The 18,005-nt window shown below is 46.8% G+C and carries 13 protein-coding genes, 2 tRNA genes and 1 pseudogene; 13 read left to right on the top strand and 3 right to left on the bottom strand.

All coding sequences use genetic code 11. From position 1 onward, the window contains the following. Window positions 1–28: 28 nt before the first annotated feature. Window positions 29–105: transfer RNA gene (locus DVO77_RS08695), tRNA-Met, on the bottom strand. A 297-nt stretch (window positions 106–402) separates the two neighbouring features. Between DVO77_RS08695 and rlmKL the strand changes: the two genes are divergently transcribed. From rlmKL to rmf, 5 genes are all read left to right on the top strand, one after another. Further along, entirely contained in the window at window positions 403–2,538 is a 2,136-nt protein-coding gene (gene rlmKL, locus DVO77_RS08690) for a bifunctional 23S rRNA (guanine(2069)-N(7))-methyltransferase RlmK/23S rRNA (guanine(2445)-N(2))-methyltransferase RlmL (protein ID WP_119978032.1), read from the top strand. After that, a complete protein-coding gene (locus DVO77_RS08685) occupies window positions 2,531–2,767 on the top strand; it encodes a glutaredoxin family protein (RefSeq protein ID WP_119978031.1) in 237 nt (78 codons plus the stop codon). The genes rlmKL and DVO77_RS08685 overlap by 8 nt, the downstream gene beginning before the upstream one ends. Window position 2,768: 1 nt before the next feature. Then, the gene (locus tag DVO77_RS08680; RefSeq protein ID WP_119978030.1) at window positions 2,769–4,682 is read left to right on the top strand and encodes an ABC transporter ATP-binding protein; all 1,914 of its coding nucleotides are present in this window, start codon (window positions 2,769–2,771) and stop codon (window positions 4,680–4,682) included. A 27-nt stretch (window positions 4,683–4,709) separates the two neighbouring features. Beyond that, window positions 4,710–6,536 carry a DUF3466 family protein gene (locus DVO77_RS08675; RefSeq protein ID WP_119978029.1) on the top strand — a complete coding sequence of 609 codons (1,827 nt, stop codon included), beginning with the start codon at window positions 4,710–4,712 and terminating at the stop codon, window positions 6,534–6,536. Window positions 6,537–6,724: 188 nt separating this feature from the next. After that, entirely contained in the window at window positions 6,725–6,901 is a 177-nt protein-coding gene (rmf, locus tag DVO77_RS08670; RefSeq protein ID WP_110458926.1) for a ribosome modulation factor, read from the top strand. Between the two features lie 82 nt (window positions 6,902–6,983). Here rmf and fabA read toward each other — a convergent pair whose 3' ends face one another. Together fabA and DVO77_RS08660 are read right to left on the bottom strand one after the other, a co-directional pair. Continuing rightward, complete coding sequence (gene fabA / locus DVO77_RS08665) at window positions 6,984–7,499, bottom strand: bifunctional 3-hydroxydecanoyl-ACP dehydratase/trans-2-decenoyl-ACP isomerase (RefSeq protein WP_110458927.1); 516 nt, start codon at window positions 7,497–7,499, stop codon at window positions 6,984–6,986. Between the two features lie 66 nt (window positions 7,500–7,565). Further along, window positions 7,566–9,299: a S16 family serine protease gene (locus DVO77_RS08660; protein WP_119978028.1), complete on the bottom strand. Its 1,734-nt coding sequence runs from the start codon at window positions 9,297–9,299 to the stop codon at window positions 7,566–7,568. Between the two features lie 208 nt (window positions 9,300–9,507). Here DVO77_RS08660 and DVO77_RS08655 point away from each other — a divergent pair. The 8 genes and pseudogenes from DVO77_RS08655 to prpF all read left to right on the top strand — a co-directional run bounded on the left by DVO77_RS08655 (window position 9,508) and on the right by prpF (window position 17,808). Next, window positions 9,508–9,598, top strand: a tRNA-Ser gene (locus DVO77_RS08655). 115 nt (window positions 9,599–9,713) lie between these two features. Beyond that, entirely contained in the window at window positions 9,714–9,935 is a 222-nt protein-coding gene (locus DVO77_RS08650) for a hypothetical protein (RefSeq protein ID WP_119978027.1), read from the top strand. A 47-nt stretch (window positions 9,936–9,982) separates the two neighbouring features. Beyond that, window positions 9,983–10,498 (top strand): annotated as a pseudogene (locus DVO77_RS19410) (transposase); the annotation flags it as partial. A 472-nt stretch (window positions 10,499–10,970) separates the two neighbouring features. Continuing rightward, window positions 10,971–11,627, top strand: coding sequence for a GntR family transcriptional regulator (locus DVO77_RS08640; RefSeq protein WP_119978025.1), 657 nt, complete (start codon window positions 10,971–10,973; stop codon window positions 11,625–11,627). Between the two features lie 23 nt (window positions 11,628–11,650). Beyond that, window positions 11,651–12,529 carry a methylisocitrate lyase gene (gene prpB / locus DVO77_RS08635; RefSeq protein WP_110458931.1) on the top strand — a complete coding sequence of 293 codons (879 nt, stop codon included), beginning with the start codon at window positions 11,651–11,653 and terminating at the stop codon, window positions 12,527–12,529. A 121-nt stretch (window positions 12,530–12,650) separates the two neighbouring features. Then, window positions 12,651–13,775: a bifunctional 2-methylcitrate synthase/citrate synthase gene (gene prpC / locus DVO77_RS08630; RefSeq protein ID WP_119978024.1), complete on the top strand. Its 1,125-nt coding sequence runs from the start codon at window positions 12,651–12,653 to the stop codon at window positions 13,773–13,775. Window positions 13,776–13,977: 202 nt separating this feature from the next. Further along, window positions 13,978–16,569 (top strand): Fe/S-dependent 2-methylisocitrate dehydratase AcnD, encoded by a 2,592-nt coding sequence (acnD, locus tag DVO77_RS08625; RefSeq protein ID WP_211328788.1) that lies wholly within the window; start codon window positions 13,978–13,980, stop codon window positions 16,567–16,569. 60 nt (window positions 16,570–16,629) lie between these two features. Further along, complete coding sequence (gene prpF, locus DVO77_RS08620) at window positions 16,630–17,808, top strand: 2-methylaconitate cis-trans isomerase PrpF (RefSeq protein WP_119978048.1); 1,179 nt, start codon at window positions 16,630–16,632, stop codon at window positions 17,806–17,808. Window positions 17,809–18,005 lie beyond the last annotated feature (197 nt).

Below are 18,005 nucleotides of genomic sequence, written 5' to 3'. Positions count from 1 at the left end.
TAGTGTTTTAATTCTGCTACTCAAGAATTGGTTGCGGGAGCCGGATTTGAACCGACGACCTTCGGGTTATGAGCCCGACGAGCTACCATACTGCTCCATCCCGCGTCCGTATGTATCAAACGCTGTAGCATTTTAATTCCGCTACTACAGAATTGCTTAGTCAACATGCTTAATTACTGAGTAACTAGGTGTGCCTCAAAGCGGGGCGAACTATATCGATACCAAGGTGTCATTGCAAGGGGTAATCGGTTATATCTTGTTAGACGTTCATTAAAGCGGCATTGTGCAGGCTTATTAAGCGTATCGCGGAATTTATGTCTAGCTATAGTTAGAACTTTTTATCTTTTAGTGGTTGGACAAGGTATAATGTCGAATTGATTTTTGAAGTGTGTCTATTTATCCATGTTGAATTTTTTTGCTGCAGCCCCACGAGGCTATGAATACGCATTATCGCTCGAATTAATCGAGCTTGGTGCTAATGACGTTAAAGAAAGTGTTGCGGGGGTGTATTTTTCTGCACCACTGGAATTGGCTTACCGTATTACCTTATGGTCTCGTCTTGCCAGCCGTATTATTTTAGTCATTTACAAAGGCCCGTGTGAAACGCCCGAGCAGCTTTATAATGCAGCATATTGTGTCGATTGGCAGACGCACTTTTCAAATAAGAGTAGCTTTAGCATCGATTTCCATGGTGTGGGCGGCTTTATCAAAAACTCCCAGTTTGGTGCTTTAAAGGTTAAAGATGCGGTAGTGGATCGCTTTCGCGACGATGGCTGTGAACGTCCGAACGTATCTCGCGTCGATGCTGACTTTAAGATTGATGCTCATTATCGCCGTGGTCAGGTGACGCTAGGGATCAATTTCTCTGGTCCAGCACTGCATCAGCGTGGCTACCGTGCCACCACAGGGGAAGCGCCATTAAAAGAAAACCTCGCGGCGAATATGCTAGTGCGCAGTGGTTGGAAAGAGGCACCGCAAGATGTGCTCGATCCTTTCTGTGGTAGCGGTACGATTTTGATTGAAGCGGCGATGATGGCCTGTGACGTCGCGCCTGCGCTTTATCGCGCTAAATTTGGTTTTCAAAAATGGTTACGTCATCAAGACGGTGTGTGGCAAGGTTTGATGGATGAAGCCAAAGCGCGTGCATCGCTGGGTATCAGCCGTTGTCAAATTAAATTCTTTGGTTCAGACATCGACTCGCGCCTGGTGGCACTGGCAAAACGTAATGCTGAAAATGCAGGCGTTGCTGGGTTAATTGAGTTTTCCGTTTCTAATGCGCTTGATGTGACGCCTCCTGTTGCCACAGGTTTTGTTATCACCAACCCACCTTATGGTGAGCGTTTGGGCACAGTCACCTCACTGCTGCAGCTGTATTATCAATTAGGTGACAAATTTAAGAGTGAATTCGGTGGCTGGAAAATCGCCGTGCTCAACAGCGACATTGAATTACTCTCGGCGCTTAAACTTAAAGCCGATAAACAGATGAAAATGTTCAATGGCGCGTTAGAGTGTGCCTTTAACTTATATACACTGCATGCCGAAAGCACCCGTCGTATCGAACCGAGCCAAGTGTTGGCCCAAGGCGGTGAGATTAGCGAAGTGGCCACCTCTTTTGCCAACCGAATCAAAAAGAACTTTAAGCAATTAAGTAAGTGGGCTCAGCGCGAAGGTATCGATAGCTATCGTTTATATGATGCCGATATTCCTGAATATAATGTGGCAGTAGATAAATACCTAGATTACGTGGTTATCCAAGAATACTCAGCGCCTAAAGATATACCAGAATCGGTTACTAAGCGCCGTTTGACCGATATATTGTTAGTGCTGCCTAATGCCATTGGGGTCGATCCAAATAAGATTATTCTTAAGACGCGTGAGCGTCAAAAAGGCACCAATCAGTATCAAAAGCTTGATGCTAAAAAATTGGAACTGGTTACCACAGAGTATGGGGCTAAGTTTAAGTTAAACCTGAAGGATTACCTAGATACAGGCTTGTTCCTCGATCACCGTTTAACCCGTAAATTAGTGGGCGAAAAGTCAAAAGGGCGTTCGGTATTAAATTTATTTGCCTACACAGGCTCTGCATCGGTACATGCCGCACTTGGTGGGGCTAAGTCGGTCACGACTGTGGATATGTCAAATACCTATTTGAGCTGGGCTCAAGATAACTTTGCTTTAAATGGGCTATCTGGGCGTCAATATCAGTTTATTCAAAGCGATTGCTTACAGTGGATTGCTGATTGCCAAGAGAAGTACGATCTGATTTTTATCGATCCACCGACGTTTTCTAACTCTAAACGCATGGAAGATTCATTCGATGTGCAGCGTGACCACGTGAGTTTGCTCAGTGGGTTAGTGAAGCTGCTTAACCCAAAGGGTGAGATCATCTTCTCTAACAATAAGCGTAAGTTTAAGATGGAAAGTGAGGCGCTTGCTGAGCTCGGCTTAGTGGTGACTAATATCGATAACCAGACCTTACCTATGGATTACAAACGCAATCCTCAGATCCACAATACCTGGCTTATTACCCATGCCTAATCGTATTTTATTTACCCTGTTTCACACCGATGCTTGCCATCTGTGTGAACAGGCACAAGCATTAATTGATACCTTAGGGATCGATTATGTTAAGCAAGATATCTGTGATAGCGACGAATTAGCCCAGGAATACGGCACCCGTATACCTGTTTTCTTGCGTGCCGATACGCAAGCCCAATTAAATTGGCCGTTCGATATCCCACAATTAAAACAGTTTATAGGAGCGTAAATTGAGTCTGGTTCGTATTAACAATGGCTCATTAGCCTACGGTTACACACCATTACTACAAAATGCTGACTTTACCATAGAGCCTGGAGAGCGGGTCTGTATTGTTGGCCGTAACGGGGCTGGTAAATCGAGTTTGATGAAAGTGCTGTGTGGTGAAGTGCTGCTTGATGAAGGCGAATTTAACATTGCCACCGATATTAAGGTCAGCCGCTTACAACAAGATCCTCCTAAAGCAGAGCAGGGAACTGTATATGCTTATATTGCAGCGGGTTTACAAGAAGTTGGTGAAAAATTAGAGCGTTATCATCAGCTTTCCCATGATGTTGCAAGTGCTTCTGCCGATGAAATGGAGCGCATGCTTAAACAGATGGAGCGTTTGCAAGAGGATATCGACCACCTTAATGGCTGGCAGCTAGACTCAAGAATTAACCAAACGTGCGAACTCTTGGGTCTCGATGCCGATGCGAGCCTGATGAGTTTATCTGGTGGTTGGCAGCGCAAAGTGGCCTTAGCACGAGCCTTGGTCAGTGAGCCCGATCTGTTATTACTCGATGAGCCGACCAACCATTTAGATATCGATACCATTGAGTGGCTAGAAGCCTTTTTACTCAACTATCGCGGCGCTATCGTGTTTATCAGTCATGACCGTGGCTTTATTCAACGCATGGCAACACGGATTGTCGATTTAGATCGTGGCGTGGTCACATCATGGCCGGGGAATTATCAGGCGTATCTCGACGGCAAAGCCGAATGGTTGCGCGTCGAAAGCGAGAAAAACGCCCAGTTTGATAAAAAGTTAGCCGATGAAGAAACTTGGATCCGTCAAGGCGTTAAAGCACGTCGAACCCGCAACGAAGGCCGGGTTAGAGCGTTAAAAGCGTTACGTATGGAGCGAATGGAGCGGATCAATCGCCAAGGTGGCGCCAAGATGGCCGTGGCTGATACCGAACGTTCAGGCAAGTTGGTATTTGAGGTTAATGACTTAAATTACAACTTACCCGATAAAAATTTGGTTAAGAACTTTTCCACCAGTGTGATGCGTGGCGATCGTATCGCGTTAATTGGCCCCAATGGGTGTGGTAAGTCGACGTTAATTAAGCTATTGATTGGTCAATTGACCCCTCAGTCTGGCGAGATTAAAGTCGGCACCAAGCTTGAGGTGGCATATTTTGACCAGTACCGCGAAGCATTAGACCCAGAGAAAACGGTTGAAGAAAACGTCGGTGAAGGCAAGAAAACCGTCACTATCAATGGCCAAGATAGGCATATTTTAAGCTATCTACAAGATTTCCTGTTTTCGCCCATGCGCGCCCGTACGCCAGTTAAAGCATTGTCGGGCGGCGAAAAAAATCGTTTGCTGTTAGCGCGACTATTGCTGCGGCCAGCAAACTTAATTATTCTCGATGAGCCAACGAACGATCTTGATATTGAGACGCTTGAATTGTTAGAGTCTTTGCTAACTGATTATCAAGGCACCTTGTTGTTGGTCAGCCACGACCGTGCATTTATCGATAACACTGTGACCAGTTCATGGTGGTTCACCGGCAATGGCGGTTGGAGCGAATACGTTGGTGGTTATCAAGATGCGGTGTCGCAAGGCGCAAAATTTTATTCTGAGGAACCAGTGACGCCAGTGGCTGTCCAACCCAAAGTTGCTCAAGCCGCTGAGGCTAAGCCTGTGGTTAAACCTGAGAAAAAGTTATCGTATAAGCTACAACGAGAACTCGAAGGTTTACCCGCTAAAATGGAGCAATTAGAGGCTGAGATTGAAGCCTTACAATCGCAAATTAGTGAACCGGATTTTTATGCTCAAGCACAAGATGTCGTGAGCAGTCGTTTAAGCGAACTGGCAGAGCGAGAGCAGCAGTTAGAAGTTTGTTTCGAGCGTTGGGAAGAGCTAGAAGCGCTAAAATAAACGATAAAAATAATAGGAAATTAGTGAATGAAGTTGAAGTTTAATAGCGCCTTATCATTAGTGGCGGTCGGTGTTGTCAGTGCATTACAGACAGTGTCTGCCGCACCCGTTTATGAAATTCAAAATATTGAAGATTATGATCTTAATGGTACCTTAGCCTCGACGATTAACGGTTATGGCATGTTTGTTAACCAACAAAACCAGTTGGTGGGTATCTCGCAGGGTAAGAAAAAGCTGGAAGTCAATGATGACGATAACAGCATCATAGATATTGAAGATGGCATTTCTCCTGAGCAGCTCGTCACTTACTCGATAAATGCGCCTATTGAAGCGAATAACTTCACCTTTATCGCAGAGGGAAATGGCGCTACAGGCAGCTGGTTACCGATATTTGACTCGGTATTTGGTACCAGAGCACCAGAAGATAATCCCGAGACGGTCAATTCAATTAATGCCTCTTATTATGGTATCAATAATGCGGGCTTACGTGTGGGCAGCTACACCGGGCCAGAACAAAAAGTGGCTTATACCGGCCAGACTGCTGGGCAAGAATATTGGTATTACCGCGAATTTGAAGAGCGCGCTTTTGTTAAAAAAGCCGACGGAACAGATATTGCGATAGCCCCGCCTTATACCACTTACACCAAAGATGACACTGATGTTGTTGTCGGTGGTGTCTCTGTTGCTGCGGCGATTAATGATAATAATCAGGTAACAGGCTACGGCAGTACAGCCCTTGCTAACAGTAGTATTGAACGCCTCAATGCATGTATTACTGGCGAAGTTTATCCTGTCGATGTTTGTGTGCAGCTTAATCAATATCCTGATGCTAGCGGCTTTCGTCGTATTTTGTACCAAACTCGCGCTATGGTATGGCAGCTTGATGATAGCGGCGTGACGCCAACCGAATTGCCTCTGGGATTAACCTCGACTTCAGATGTGGTATTTACTGCTCAAGGTCTAGGGATTAATAATGACGGCACAGTGGCAGGGCGCTCACATGTTTATCGTAATAACGATACTGATAAACTGGCATTTGATGCCGCCTACTGGAAAAAAGACAGCAACGGCACCTATCAATATCATTGGGTTAAGATGACGGACGATCAGCTCTCTTCGATTGCCTATGATATTAATGATAATGGCATCCTAGTGGGTAGCTATAAGCAATATATAGAAGGCTATTCACGCGATAAATTCTTCTATGTCGATACCAATCAAGCATCACCGACGTTCGTCACTCCAAACGATTTTTATCAAGGCATCTCCGATCGCAGTTCGCGTCCAAGAGATATTAATAATAAAGATCAAGTCGTGGGTTATATTGAAGCCACCAGCGAGAAAGAGAAGCCAAGATTAAAGTCTGGTTTCTTGTTCGATAAAAACAGCGATGAGTTTTACGACCTTAACGAGCTATTGGTGTGCGAGTCAAAAGGTTACACCCAAGAAGGTAATGGTGATTGGACACGCAATAAAGTTGAAGTGACCGACGGTAATGGCGATGTACTCTTTTACGAAAGTGAAATTCGTATTGTTGAAGCCAACAGCATCAACGAAGACGGTACCATTGTCGGTACGGCATTTATTCGTAAACCCTCTTACCAGTTCGATAGTAACGGTGACTTGGTGATTGGTGACAATGGTAAGCCATTATTCTTACTTAATGCCGATGGTCAACCTGTGACCGCCTTTATTCCGCGCATGGTTGTTATGCAGCCGTCTAATTCAGGTACTGCTTGTACAGTAAAAGAGAGTGACAATTCAGGTAATGCTAACTATGAGCGCAAAGGCGGAGCCAGTTTTATGTGGCTTTTAACCTTACCTTTACTCTGGTTTAGACGTCGTAAAGTTTAATGTTTGTTCTTAGAACAAATTGAAATATCAATCGAGGCATATGCCTCGATTTTTTTTAAACAAGCAACTCATGAGCTTAAAAAATAACCGACCAAAAAGCGACTTTTTTGATTGATCTCAGCTGCAAAAAGTTCTATTTGTATCCATGAGGCTTTGGCCTCATGGATTTTCGAACAGAGGATGCTTGCATGAAAAGACAAAAACGAGATCGTCTAGATAGAGCTTTTTCAAAAGGATTTAAGGCAGGAATAGGAGGCCGCTCTAAAGAGAATTGTCCTTATTCAACATTAGACTCGAAGTCGCATTGGTTAGGAGGCTGGCGCGAAGGCGTTGATGGACGTCTTAGTGGACTGTTTAATAAATAATTAGCAGTGTGATTGAAAGTTGCCCTCTATGTTATAGAGGGCATTTTTATATCAAGCTGATGCTGATAAGGAGATGAGTCGATTAAAAAGTCGACGTATCAGAGAAGATACCCACCTTTAGATCTTTAGCTGAATAGATTTCACGACCATCCACTTCCATTACCGCATCGGCAATACCCATCACAAGCTTACGATACACTTTACGCTTAATGGTTAACTTATAAGTGACCTTTTTGGCATCAGGTAAGACTTGGCCAGTAAATTTAACTTCACCCACACCGAGCGCACGTCCTTTACCTTCAGCGCCTTCCCAACCGAGGAAAAAGCCAACTAATTGCCACATAGCATCAAGCCCTAAACAGCCTGGCATTACGGGATCGGTTTGAAAGTGACAGTCAAAAAACCAAAGAGAAGGGTCAATATCCAATTCGGCAACAATCTCACCTTTGCCAAATTCGCCACCATCGGCATTAATTTTGGTAATGCGGTCAATCATCAACATATTGTCTATAGGTAGGCGAGGAGAGTTGGCGCCAAATAACGTACCGTGACCGCAAGCCACTAATTCATCTTTGTTAAAACTGTTTGCTCTATTCATTATTTACTTCACTCCGCAATTTGAGCTGCCAAGGTTAGCGAACACGTGTAAGCTAAACAACTCCGATCAGCTAGAAAGTTTGAGTTTCGCGAGCCACTTAGCAAAAAATGAGTCTTCTTCGTCTGGATAACCCGCTAAGCCTTCTAAGCGGTCTTGCACTAAGCGATACAAGGTGTCTTCTGGAAACTGGCCATTGTCATCAGGGATCCCGGCTGGCATCTTCATCAGTATGGTTACGGCTTCATCAATGTGTTCAACTTGGTACAAGTGAAATTGTTTTTTATCAATAGCATCAATCACATCTTGGTGTAAATTCAGTTGTTGCACATTAGATTTTGGCAAAATAACGCCTTGGGTGCCTGTGAGTCCACGGCGTTGACAAAGGGCAAAAAAGCCTTCAATTTTTTCATTAACGCCGCCGATGGCCTGTACTTGACCAAATTGGTCAATTGCACCAGTGGCTGCAATACCTTGCTCAATTGGATGTTCAGCAATAGCTGACATTAAGGCACAGTATTCGGCTAATGAGGCGCTGTCGCCATCAATTTCTTGATAAGACTGTTCAAACACAATATTAGCATTTAAATGCAGTGGCGCATCTTTACCGAAAATACGGTACAGGCAAGAGGAGAGGATCATTAAACCTTTTGCGTGAATATTACCGCCTAGCTCAGATTTACGTTCAATATCGGCTACCTCACCGTCACCATAATGTACCGACGCGGTAATGCGAGCCGGCTCGCCGTAGCAATACTCGGCGGCATCCAATACGGTTAGGCCGTTTATTTGACCAATCATGGTGCCGTTGGTCGGCAGATTAATAAAGTTATCATCAAAACTTTGTGCTGACAGCGTTTGAGAGGCGTTATGGCGCAGGGTTTGTTGCGCCAGCGCATGCGTTATTGCAGCACCGGTTAACTCTCGGCTCTGGCTGTATGCACAGGCTTGCTCCATCAACTGGAGCAAAGGAGTCGTTAACAAGCTCAGATGTTGCTGATGGTCCGCCAGTCGTGAACTGAAGTTAAATAACGGTGCCAATGCCGATTGCGTTAAGGTTATCCCTTTATCATCGGCTAATGTGACCAACCATTGCAGGTAATCTTGTTCAGAAAATTCAGGCAGGCTCAGTTCATTGACTAATTCGCCTAATAGGGGGAAGTGGCTGGCAAACAGGCGCTCTTCAATATAAGAGACGCTATAGAGCGCACTACTGCCGACTAAAATAATTTTGCAGTTAAGTGCAATAGCGGGCCAATTAGAATGAATGTCATATTCTGCGCGATCTATGGTCTGTAGCACTAACTCCCATAAGCCCTCGCGTTTCCATAATGATTCAGCGCAGATAAACAGGTAACGGCAATCAGCAAAGGCACCAGGGTGATAATGCTGTGGATCAAGACTACTGATGTGGCCAATCAAGTCGCGGCGTTTAATATTGCCACTGAGGTAGCGATAACGGTGCGTGGTAGTACTGAGGTTATCTTCACCTGGCTCGGCTTGCCACACAAGGGTGCTTTTAGTTTGAGGCGCTTGTTGGCCATCTTGGGCTATGCGGTTTAAATATTGCACCGAATGAAGCGGCTGACTTTCAACCAAGGCTTGAATAAATCGTTTTCTATCAATCCCACTTTGATCGGCTAAATACATATGCTGATCGGTCGTACTGGCTAACAGGGAGAAAGCGTCGAGCGTTCGAGACTGGCCTAGCAGTCTTGCTTGATGAGTAGCAACGATATTAGCAATAGATGGGATAGCAAAATTGGGTGAAAGAGAAGCTGGAGCAATTGGATTCGCGTTCATATTGGAGAGTATTATTTAAACATGCTCAGATGTTAGCACAATTTTGATGCCGCCCTATTAAGTTTCGTTATTTTGCCATATACCGATGAATTATGAGCAACAGATGCAGGGGCAAAAAGTAGTACGGTATATTTCTTCGACAAGTGGCACGAATTTTACGAATTTGGGTTTACATCTTAACGCTATGCTTATAGTATTGCCGGCGTTCGGAGAGATGGCAGAGTGGTCGAATGCACCGGTCTTGAAAACCGGCATGGGTTTATAGCCCATCTAGGGTTCAAATCCCTATCTCTCCGCCACATTAAATGTGAGAAAAGCCGTTGATTATCAACGGCTTTTTTTGTTTTTGGCGTTTGAGATGCTTTCCGAGAGGATTGACTCAGACAATGTACCTTATATAGAGCCCCCATTAATGTGTACTTCACACGTATCTTTTTAGCCAAGTCGTTACACGATAAAGGCTTCCCTTTTGATATTAAAGTGTCTTTGTTGACTCGTGATAGGGCAGAAGCAGTCATTCGCAATATTGATGTCGCTGGCACACTCAAGAGAATCATTAAGTCTATTGACCATCAAACACGTGACCATCAAACACGAATTAATGATTTTATTCGTTATGTTGATGAAGTGAAATAGTGGAAGGGATCAGTTGTTTTATAATGTGTGGCTTGTTTTCATTCTGGGCGCGTGAACTTGAACTCCCTGAAGTAGAGGCATTAATGAGTAAAGCGTGGTGTGTGTACAGCAAAGCGTATTTAAGGCGTGCAGCCACAGGGGGAAATATCTGGGGCGCTATACCCGTAAAGGCATACTACATGAGTCGAGAATTAAGGCGGTCACAGCTGAGAGTGTTAGCTTTAGTTACACAGACTATGCAGACGGCAATAAACGCAAAGTGATGCGACTTGATGCTAAAGAGTTTATTCGCCGCTATCTATTACATGTGTTGCCTAAAGGTGTGATGCGAGTTCGCCACTTAGGCTTTTTAGCCAATGCGTGCAAGCGAAAAAAAGCAGGCGGCAATCAGACCACAGCTCCCGTTATTACAGTTTAAGCCTGATAAGTCTATAGCAGATCAAGATTGTCAGTGGCGGTGTCCGAAGGGCCAGCAAGGCTATTTACAGTTCGTAGGGGTCATCAAGCCACAATTGTTGGCATTATCGCAAAAGGCAAATGCCCCTTTGCGACTGACAGGCTGACGATAATACGCGAGATAAAAAGCGATAGTGGCGCGAGAGTTCACGCTGGTTGAGGCCGGGATCTTAAATGACACTTTAGGCTAGCCGTAACTATCCCTTTGTACCCACCAGATTGACCTGTAAAAGGCTCATTATTAATTGATCGGCACGTTCATTGATCTGAACATACTTTCTATCGACAATAAAGTAATGCCAGCAACAGCTCCATGGATCGCACCGTTTACTATTCGAGACAGATGAATCTTTCCCTTGGGATCGACTTTTCCCCATTGTTAATTTATTGCGATTAACTTTGATGCGCTATTAAGGCGCAGCTTAGCTAGATCCAACCACGGTAATCGTCACAGTTTGATTACAACTTTAGTCTAACTATTAACGTTTTTGTCGACAATATGGTCGCTTTGGGTTGAATGCTTAATCCTTCAAAGCTATATTGTCGACAACGTGATAATTCAGCAGGCTAACCTTAGAGATGACATTTCAACCCCTACAACCCGTTACCGCGGCAGATAAAACCTTTTATCAATTAAGGCAGGATATTGTCGAAGGAGTGATCGCAGCGGGCGCTAAGCTGAGTGAAACTGAATTGTCGACAACCTACGGCGTCAGCCGCGCGGTGATCCGTGAGGCGATAAATCGTTTGGAGTCGAGCCATATTGTCGAGCGTAAGGCAAATGTAGGGGCGCGAGTGGTAGCGTTATCCGCTGCGGGACTATCTGAATTGTACCAGATTAGAGAGTCACTCGAGGGGATGGCGGCGCGGTTGGCGGCCAAGCATATGACTGATGCTGAAATTGGTGAACTTGAAGCCTTGCTACAAAGCCATTTTAAAGATGTTAAAGAGGGAGAGTCTTATTATCAGGAAGCGGGTGATGTGGACTTTCACTATCGCATTATCTTGGGCAGTAAGAATAAACACCTTATCTCTATGCTGTTCGATGGCATTTATCATCTGGTGCGCATGTATCGGGTACAACTGGGCATGGCGGGGCCGCGAGTCACAACGGCATTTGATGAGCATAAGCATATTGTTAAGGCTATCGCTAACCGTGATGAAGAGCTGGCCGAGATATTAATGCGGCGCCACATCATGTATTCAAAAAACAATATTCAAAACAAACTTGCATAGAGTAAACACAAGAGGAATTAAGCATGAGCGCAGGAAAGAAGTTCCGTGAGGCACTGGCAAAAAATAAGCCACTGCAAATTGTAGGCACAATAAACGCCTATTCCGCGATGATGGCAGAGCAAATTGGCCATCAAGCCATTTACCTCTCTGGTGGTGGCGTGGCTAACGCCTCTTATGGTTTGCCAGATTTAGGCATGACATCGCTCAATGATGTACTGGTTGATGTGCAGCGCATCACCTCAGCTTGCGCCTTGCCCTTACTGGTGGATATCGATACTGGCTGGGGCGGGGCATTTAATATTGCTAAAACGATTCGCGATATGGAAAAGGCCGGTGCTGCAGCGGTACATATGGAAGATCAAGTGGCGCAAAAGCGCTGTGGTCATCGCCCCAACAAAGAGATTGTCTCGACCGAAGAGATGGTTGACCGCATTAAGGCGGCAGTCGATGCGCGCACCGATCCCGACTTTTTTATCATGGCTCGCACCGATGCGTTTGCTCAAGAAGGGTTAGAGGCGGCGATTGCACGTGCTAAGGCCTATATTGCCGCTGGCGCCGACGGTATTTTTGCCGAAGCGGTGCAAACCGAAGCCCATTATCGCGCATTTGCCAGTGCCATCGATGCGCCATTATTAGCGAACATTACCGAGTTTGGTCAAACCGAATTATGGAACAAAGCCCAGCTTAGTGAGTGGGGTGTGGACATGGTGCTCTACCCGTTAAGTGCCTTTAGAGCAATGAACAAAGCGGCAGAAAATGTCTACACCGCGATTTTACGCGATGGCGATCAAAAGGCGGTACTCGATACGATGCAAACGCGTATGGCGCTTTATGATTATCTGGGTTATCACGATTACGAACAAAAGTTAGATAGCTTATTTGCCGAAGGTAAAAATAAATAGTGTGGCTTGAGCTGTACAGCTAATCGCTGAGAGGTTGCTCAATTAAGGACAGTATAAAACCCTACGCGCCAAGCGTGCTGCTTGGCGAATAAATAATTTAGATTCCAAAAAGGAACACATTATGGTTGATAAAAAGTTAAGTGGTGCAGGTCTGCGTGGCCAAAGTGCTGGTGAAACAGCGTTATGTACAGTGGGTAAATCTGGCTCTGGCTTGACCTACTGTGGTTATGATGTGGCGGATCTGGCTGAGAATGCCACGTTTGAAGAGGTGGCTTACCTGCTATTTAATGGCGAACTGCCCACTGCCGCACAGCTCGATGGTTATAAAAATGAGCTAATGTCACTGCGTGATCTGCCGCAGGCATTAAAAGAGGTATTTCAGCGAATTCCTCGTGACGCCCACCCGATGGATGTGATGCGCACTGGGTGCTCATTTTTGGGCAATCTTGAACCAGAAGTCGATTTTACCCAGCAATATAATGCAGCCAATCGTTTACTGGCGGCGTTTCCTGCGATTATGTGTTACTGGTATCGCTACAGCCATGATGGCGTCGATATTGAGTGCACAACCGATGAAGACTCACTCGCGGGCCATTTTCTTAAGCTGCTTAATGGTAAGGCACCATCGGAGCAGCATCGCCGCGTAATGGATGTATCACTGATTTTATATGCTGAGCATGAGTTTAATGCATCGACCTTTACCGCCCGCGTTTGTGCCTCAACCTTGTCTGACATGTTCTCCTGTATTACTGGCGCTATAGGCTCGCTGCGCGGTCCACTGCATGGCGGGGCTAATGAAGCGGCGATGGAGATGATCCAACAATTTAGCTCACCAGAAGATGCGAAAATTAAGATGGCTGGCATGCTAGAGCGCAAAGAGAAAATCATGGGGTTTGGCCATGCGATTTATCGCACTTCTGATCCTCGCAACGTGATCATCAAAGCGTGGTCTGAAAAGTTAGCCCATGAGTTTGGCGATACTTCGCTGTACGACATTTCGGTGGCATGTGAAGAGTTTATGTGGGACACCAAGAAGCTATTTTGTAATGCCGATTTTTTCCATGCATCGGCGTATCACTTTATGGGGATCCCGACCAAGTTATTCACCCCAATATTTGTCTGTTCACGCTTAACTGGCTGGGCGGCGCACGTGATGGAGCAGCGCGCTAATAATCGCATTATTCGCCCAAGCGCCGACTATGTCGGTGCCGAGCCGCGTAAAGTAGTGCCTATCGGCGAGCGATAATCTAAGCAATTAAGGTTAAACATTATGGCGATAAGTGGCTCTGTGAGCTTGGCTTATCGCCGCTTGCTACTTCATTTTTAGCGCAGTATTTCGGTCGTTATGCTGCGCTGTATGCCAATAGACGACATCGCCTTAACCTATGTCATTGGGCCATCAAGGTGAGTATCGACATGGCGTGCACGTAAAATCTGTGGATGACGTTATGAATACAACACACCGTAAACCCTTTCCCGGAACATCGTTTGACTATTTTGACACTCGCAGTGCCGTTGAGGCGTTAAGCCCTGGCGCCTACGATAAACTGCCGTACACCGCTAAAGTGCTTGCCGAAAACTTGGTGAGACGATGTGATCCCGCCATGCTTGACGATGCGCTATCTCAATTGATTGAGCGCAAACGCGATCTTGATTTTCCTTGGTATCCTGCTCGGGTCGTGTGTCACGACATTCTGGGGCAAACCGCACTGGTCGATTTGGCAGGGCTTCGCGATGCCATCGCTGAAAAAGGCGGCGATCCTGCCGAGGTCAACCCTATGGTACCGACACAATTAATTGTCGACCATTCGCTTGCCGTCGAGCATGCCGGTTTCGATAAAGATGCGTTTGCCAAAAACCGGGCCATTGAAGATCGCCGGAATGAAGACAGATTTCACTTTATCAACTGGACCAAAAAAGCCTTTAAAAACGTGGATGTGATTCAGCCCGGTAACGGCATCATGCATCAAATCAACCTAGAAAAAATGTCGCCGGTTATCCAAACGCGCGACGGTGTGGCTTTTCCTGACACCTTAGTGGGCACCGACAGTCACACTCCACACGTCGATGCACTAGGGGTTATCGCCATAGGTGTGGGCGGACTGGAAGCTGAAAACGTGATGCTTGGCCGTCCATCTTATATGCGCCTACCCGATATTATTGGTGTCGAGTTAACTGGTAAGCGCCAAAGTGGTATTACCGCAACCGATATAGTACTGGCATTAACCGAGTTTTTACGTGAGCAAAAGGTGGTTTCCGCCTATTTAGAGTTTTTCGGTGAAGGCGCGGCCAATTTAACCTTAGGCGATCGCGCGACCATCTCTAACATGACGCCCGAATTTGGCGCCTCTGCCGGCATGTTTTATATCGACGAGCAGACCATCGATTATCTGACGATCACCGGCCGTGATAGCGAGCAAGTGAAGCTGGTCGAAAATTACGCCAAGCACACGGGACTTTGGGCCGATGGCATGCAAGGCGCCGAGTATGAGCGTGTGCTGAGCTTCGATCTCTCCAGTGTGGTGCGAAATATCGCCGGGCCGTCAAACCCGCATCGGCGCGTGGCAACCAGTGACCTTGCCGCAAAAGGGATCTCTGGTACCGTCGAAAATGAAGCAGGCTTGATGCCTGATGGCGCGGTGATCATTGCCGCCATCACCAGCTGCACCAACACCAGTAACCCACGTAACGTGATTGCGGCAGGCTTATTAGCGAAAAAAGCCAATGAATTGGGCTTAACACGCAAACCTTGGGTGAAATCCTCCTTTGCTCCTGGCTCTAAAGTGGCAGAGCTTTACCTGAAAGATGCCAACTTATTACCAGAACTTGAGCAATTGGGTTTTGGCATCGTCGGCTTTGCCTGCACCACTTGTAATGGCATGAGCGGGGCATTAGACCCTGTTATTCAGCAAGAAGTGATCGACAGAGACTTATATGCCACCGCGGTATTGTCGGGCAACCGTAACTTCGATGGCCGCATCCACCCCTATGCTAAGCAGGCCTTTTTGGCGTCGCCGCCGCTGGTGGTGGCATATGCGATTGCAGGCACGATTCGATTCGATATTGAACAGGATATCCTCGGGGTTGATCAATCAGGCGAGCCCGTGCGCCTTAAAGATATCTGGCCAACTGATGACGAGATCGATGCCATTGTGAAAGCCAGCGTCAAACCCGAGCAGTTTAGAGAGATCTACACGCCGATGTTTGATATAGCCGTGGATTATGGTGAGCAAGTTAGCCCACTGTATGATTGGCGTGCGCAAAGCACCTATATTCGTCGTCCACCTTACTGGGAAGGGGCGTTAGCAGGGGAGCGTAGCCTCAAAGGTATGCGTCCACTGGCGGTGCTGGGCGACAACATCACAACCGACCACCTATCGCCATCCAACGCCATTTTAGCCAGCAGTGCCGCCGGGGAATACTTAACTAAAATGGGCTTGCCTGAGGTGGACTTTAACTCCTACGCCACCCACCGCGGCGATCACCTTACGGCGCAGCGAGCCACGTTTGCTAATCCCAAACTCATCAATGAGATGGCCGTGGTCAACGGCGAAGTACAGCAAGGCTCACTGACTCGTATCGAACCCGAGGGCAAAGTGACGCGTATGTGGGAAGCGATTGAAACCTACATGGAGCGCAAGCAGCCCTTGATTATTGTGGCGGGCGGCGATTATGGTCAAGGCTCATCACGAGACTGGGCCGCCAAAGGTGTTCGACTGGCTGGCGTTGAAGCGATTGTGGCCGAAGGTTTTGAACGGATCCACCGTACTAACCTCGTGGGTATGGGCGTATTACCGCTCGAATTTAAGCCCGGCGAGAGTCGTAAAACCTATGGTATTGATGGCAGTGAAACCTTCGATGTTGTCGGTGAGCCGACCCCCAGAGCCCAGTTGACCTTAGTGATTCATCGTCAAAATGGCGAGCGCATCGAGGTGCCTGTGACATGTCGATTAGATACTGCCGATGAGGTGTTAGTTTATCAAGCCGGTGGCGTATTACAGCGTTTTGCTCAAGATTTTCTCGAGGCTAAAAAGGCCTAAATGACCTCAGTTGGCGATGACATACTAGCGTTTGATGTCGTCGCCAACGCGATTACAGGAATGTCCATGAAACAGATGAAAATTGCCGCGACCTATATGCGTGGCGGCACCAGTAAAGGGGTGTTTTTTGCTTTAAACGATCTGCCTGAAGCGGCGCAAGTGCCCGGCGCGGCGCGCGATGCACTATTATTACGGGTGATCGGCAGTCCAGATCCTTATGGTAAACATACCGATGGCATGGGCGGAGCCACTTCGAGTACCAGTAAAACCGTGATTTTGGCTAAAAGCGGTCAACCAGAGCATGATGTTGACTATCTTTTTGGCCAAGTGGCAATCGATAAACCCTTTATCGACTGGAGCGGGAATTGCGGTAACTTAACGGCTGCGGTGGGGGCTTTTGCTATTACCCAAGGCTTAGTTGACCCAGACAAGATCCCCGCAAATGGCATAGCAGTGGTGCGTATTTGGCAGGCCAATATCCATAAAACCATTATAGCGCATGTGCCTATGTGCGATGGTGAAGTACTTGAGTTGGGCGATTTTGAACTCGACGGTGTGACTTTTCCAGCTGCTGAGGTGTTAGTTGAGTTTGTCGATCCCGCCGATGAAGCGGGCGCCATGTTGCCCACGGGAAATGTGGTTGATGAGCTTGATGTGCCGGGCGTCGGGTGTTTTACCGTAACCCTCATTAATGCCGGTATTCCGACTATTTTCTTAAATGCCCAGGATCTAGGCTACGATGGCACCGAGCTGCAAGAGGCGATTAATGGTGATGTTGCGGCGTTGGCTAAGTTTGAACTCATTCGGGCATATGGCGCCTTAAAAATGGGGCTTATCCAATCGATTGATGAGGCTAAGACTCGTCAGCATACCCCTAAGGTCGCCTTTGTCGCGCCGCCACAAGAGCATAGCGTATCGAGTGGTAAGACGGTGACGATACATGATGTGGATCTGTTAGTTCGTGCGCTGTCTATGGGTAAATTACACCATGCCATGATGGGTACCGCGGCGGTGGCCATTGGTACTGCGGCGGCAATCCCCGGTACTTTAGTGAATTTGGCAGCGGGTGGTCAGGCGCGCACGAGTGTGCGTTTTGGTCATCCATCGGGCACGCTAAAAGTGGGTGCGAGTGCCACGCAACAAGCGGGTGAGTGGCAGGTGGAAAAAGTGAGCATGAGTCGCAGTGCTCGGGTATTAATGCAAGGTTGGGTGTATATTCCGGCCGATACTATCGCATAACACAACCCATTATGTAGGCCATACTTTGAAATGGGGTGTGCGAATATCTTAATTGTCATGGTGTAGCTTAAGCGATTGACTGGTGAAGCCATTGGCTCGTACCGACCCAGATGGAGTCGTTATGAGCCAAGTGCAATGTCGTTTTTAGTTAGTCAACCGTTAGCTTGTAACTGGCGGTTTGCTAATTTTTTGAACGG

Source organism: Shewanella algidipiscicola (genome assembly GCF_003605125.1).
In the GTDB taxonomy this organism is placed as follows: domain Bacteria; phylum Pseudomonadota; class Gammaproteobacteria; order Enterobacterales; family Shewanellaceae; genus Shewanella; species Shewanella algidipiscicola.
This window is presented reverse-complemented; position numbering and strand designations above follow the sequence as displayed.

What these genes read in the sequence shown, in the direction of transcription:
- DVO77_RS08685 (WP_119978031.1), top strand. Translation starts at nt 2,531, where the DNA reads ATGCCTAATCGTATTTTATTTACCCTGTTTCACACCGATGCTTGCCAT.
- prpC (WP_119978024.1), top strand. Translation starts at nt 12,651, where the DNA reads ATGGTTGATAAAAAGTTAAGTGGTGCAGGTCTGCGTGGCCAAAGTGCT.
- rlmKL (WP_119978032.1), top strand. Translation starts at nt 403, where the DNA reads ATGTTGAATTTTTTTGCTGCAGCCCCACGAGGCTATGAATACGCATTA.
- DVO77_RS08675 (WP_119978029.1), top strand. Translation starts at nt 4,710, where the DNA reads ATGAAGTTGAAGTTTAATAGCGCCTTATCATTAGTGGCGGTCGGTGTT.
- prpF (WP_119978048.1), top strand. Translation starts at nt 16,630, where the DNA reads ATGTCCATGAAACAGATGAAAATTGCCGCGACCTATATGCGTGGCGGC.
- DVO77_RS08660 (WP_119978028.1), bottom strand. Translation starts at nt 9,299, where the DNA reads ATGAACGCGAATCCAATTGCTCCAGCTTCTCTTTCACCCAATTTTGCT.
- prpB (WP_110458931.1), top strand. Translation starts at nt 11,651, where the DNA reads ATGAGCGCAGGAAAGAAGTTCCGTGAGGCACTGGCAAAAAATAAGCCA.
- DVO77_RS08640 (WP_119978025.1), top strand. Translation starts at nt 10,971, where the DNA reads ATGACATTTCAACCCCTACAACCCGTTACCGCGGCAGATAAAACCTTT.
- rmf (WP_110458926.1), top strand. Translation starts at nt 6,725, where the DNA reads ATGAAAAGACAAAAACGAGATCGTCTAGATAGAGCTTTTTCAAAAGGA.
- acnD (WP_211328788.1), top strand. Translation starts at nt 13,978, where the DNA reads ATGAATACAACACACCGTAAACCCTTTCCCGGAACATCGTTTGACTAT.
- fabA (WP_110458927.1), bottom strand. Translation starts at nt 7,499, where the DNA reads ATGAATAGAGCAAACAGTTTTAACAAAGATGAATTAGTGGCTTGCGGT.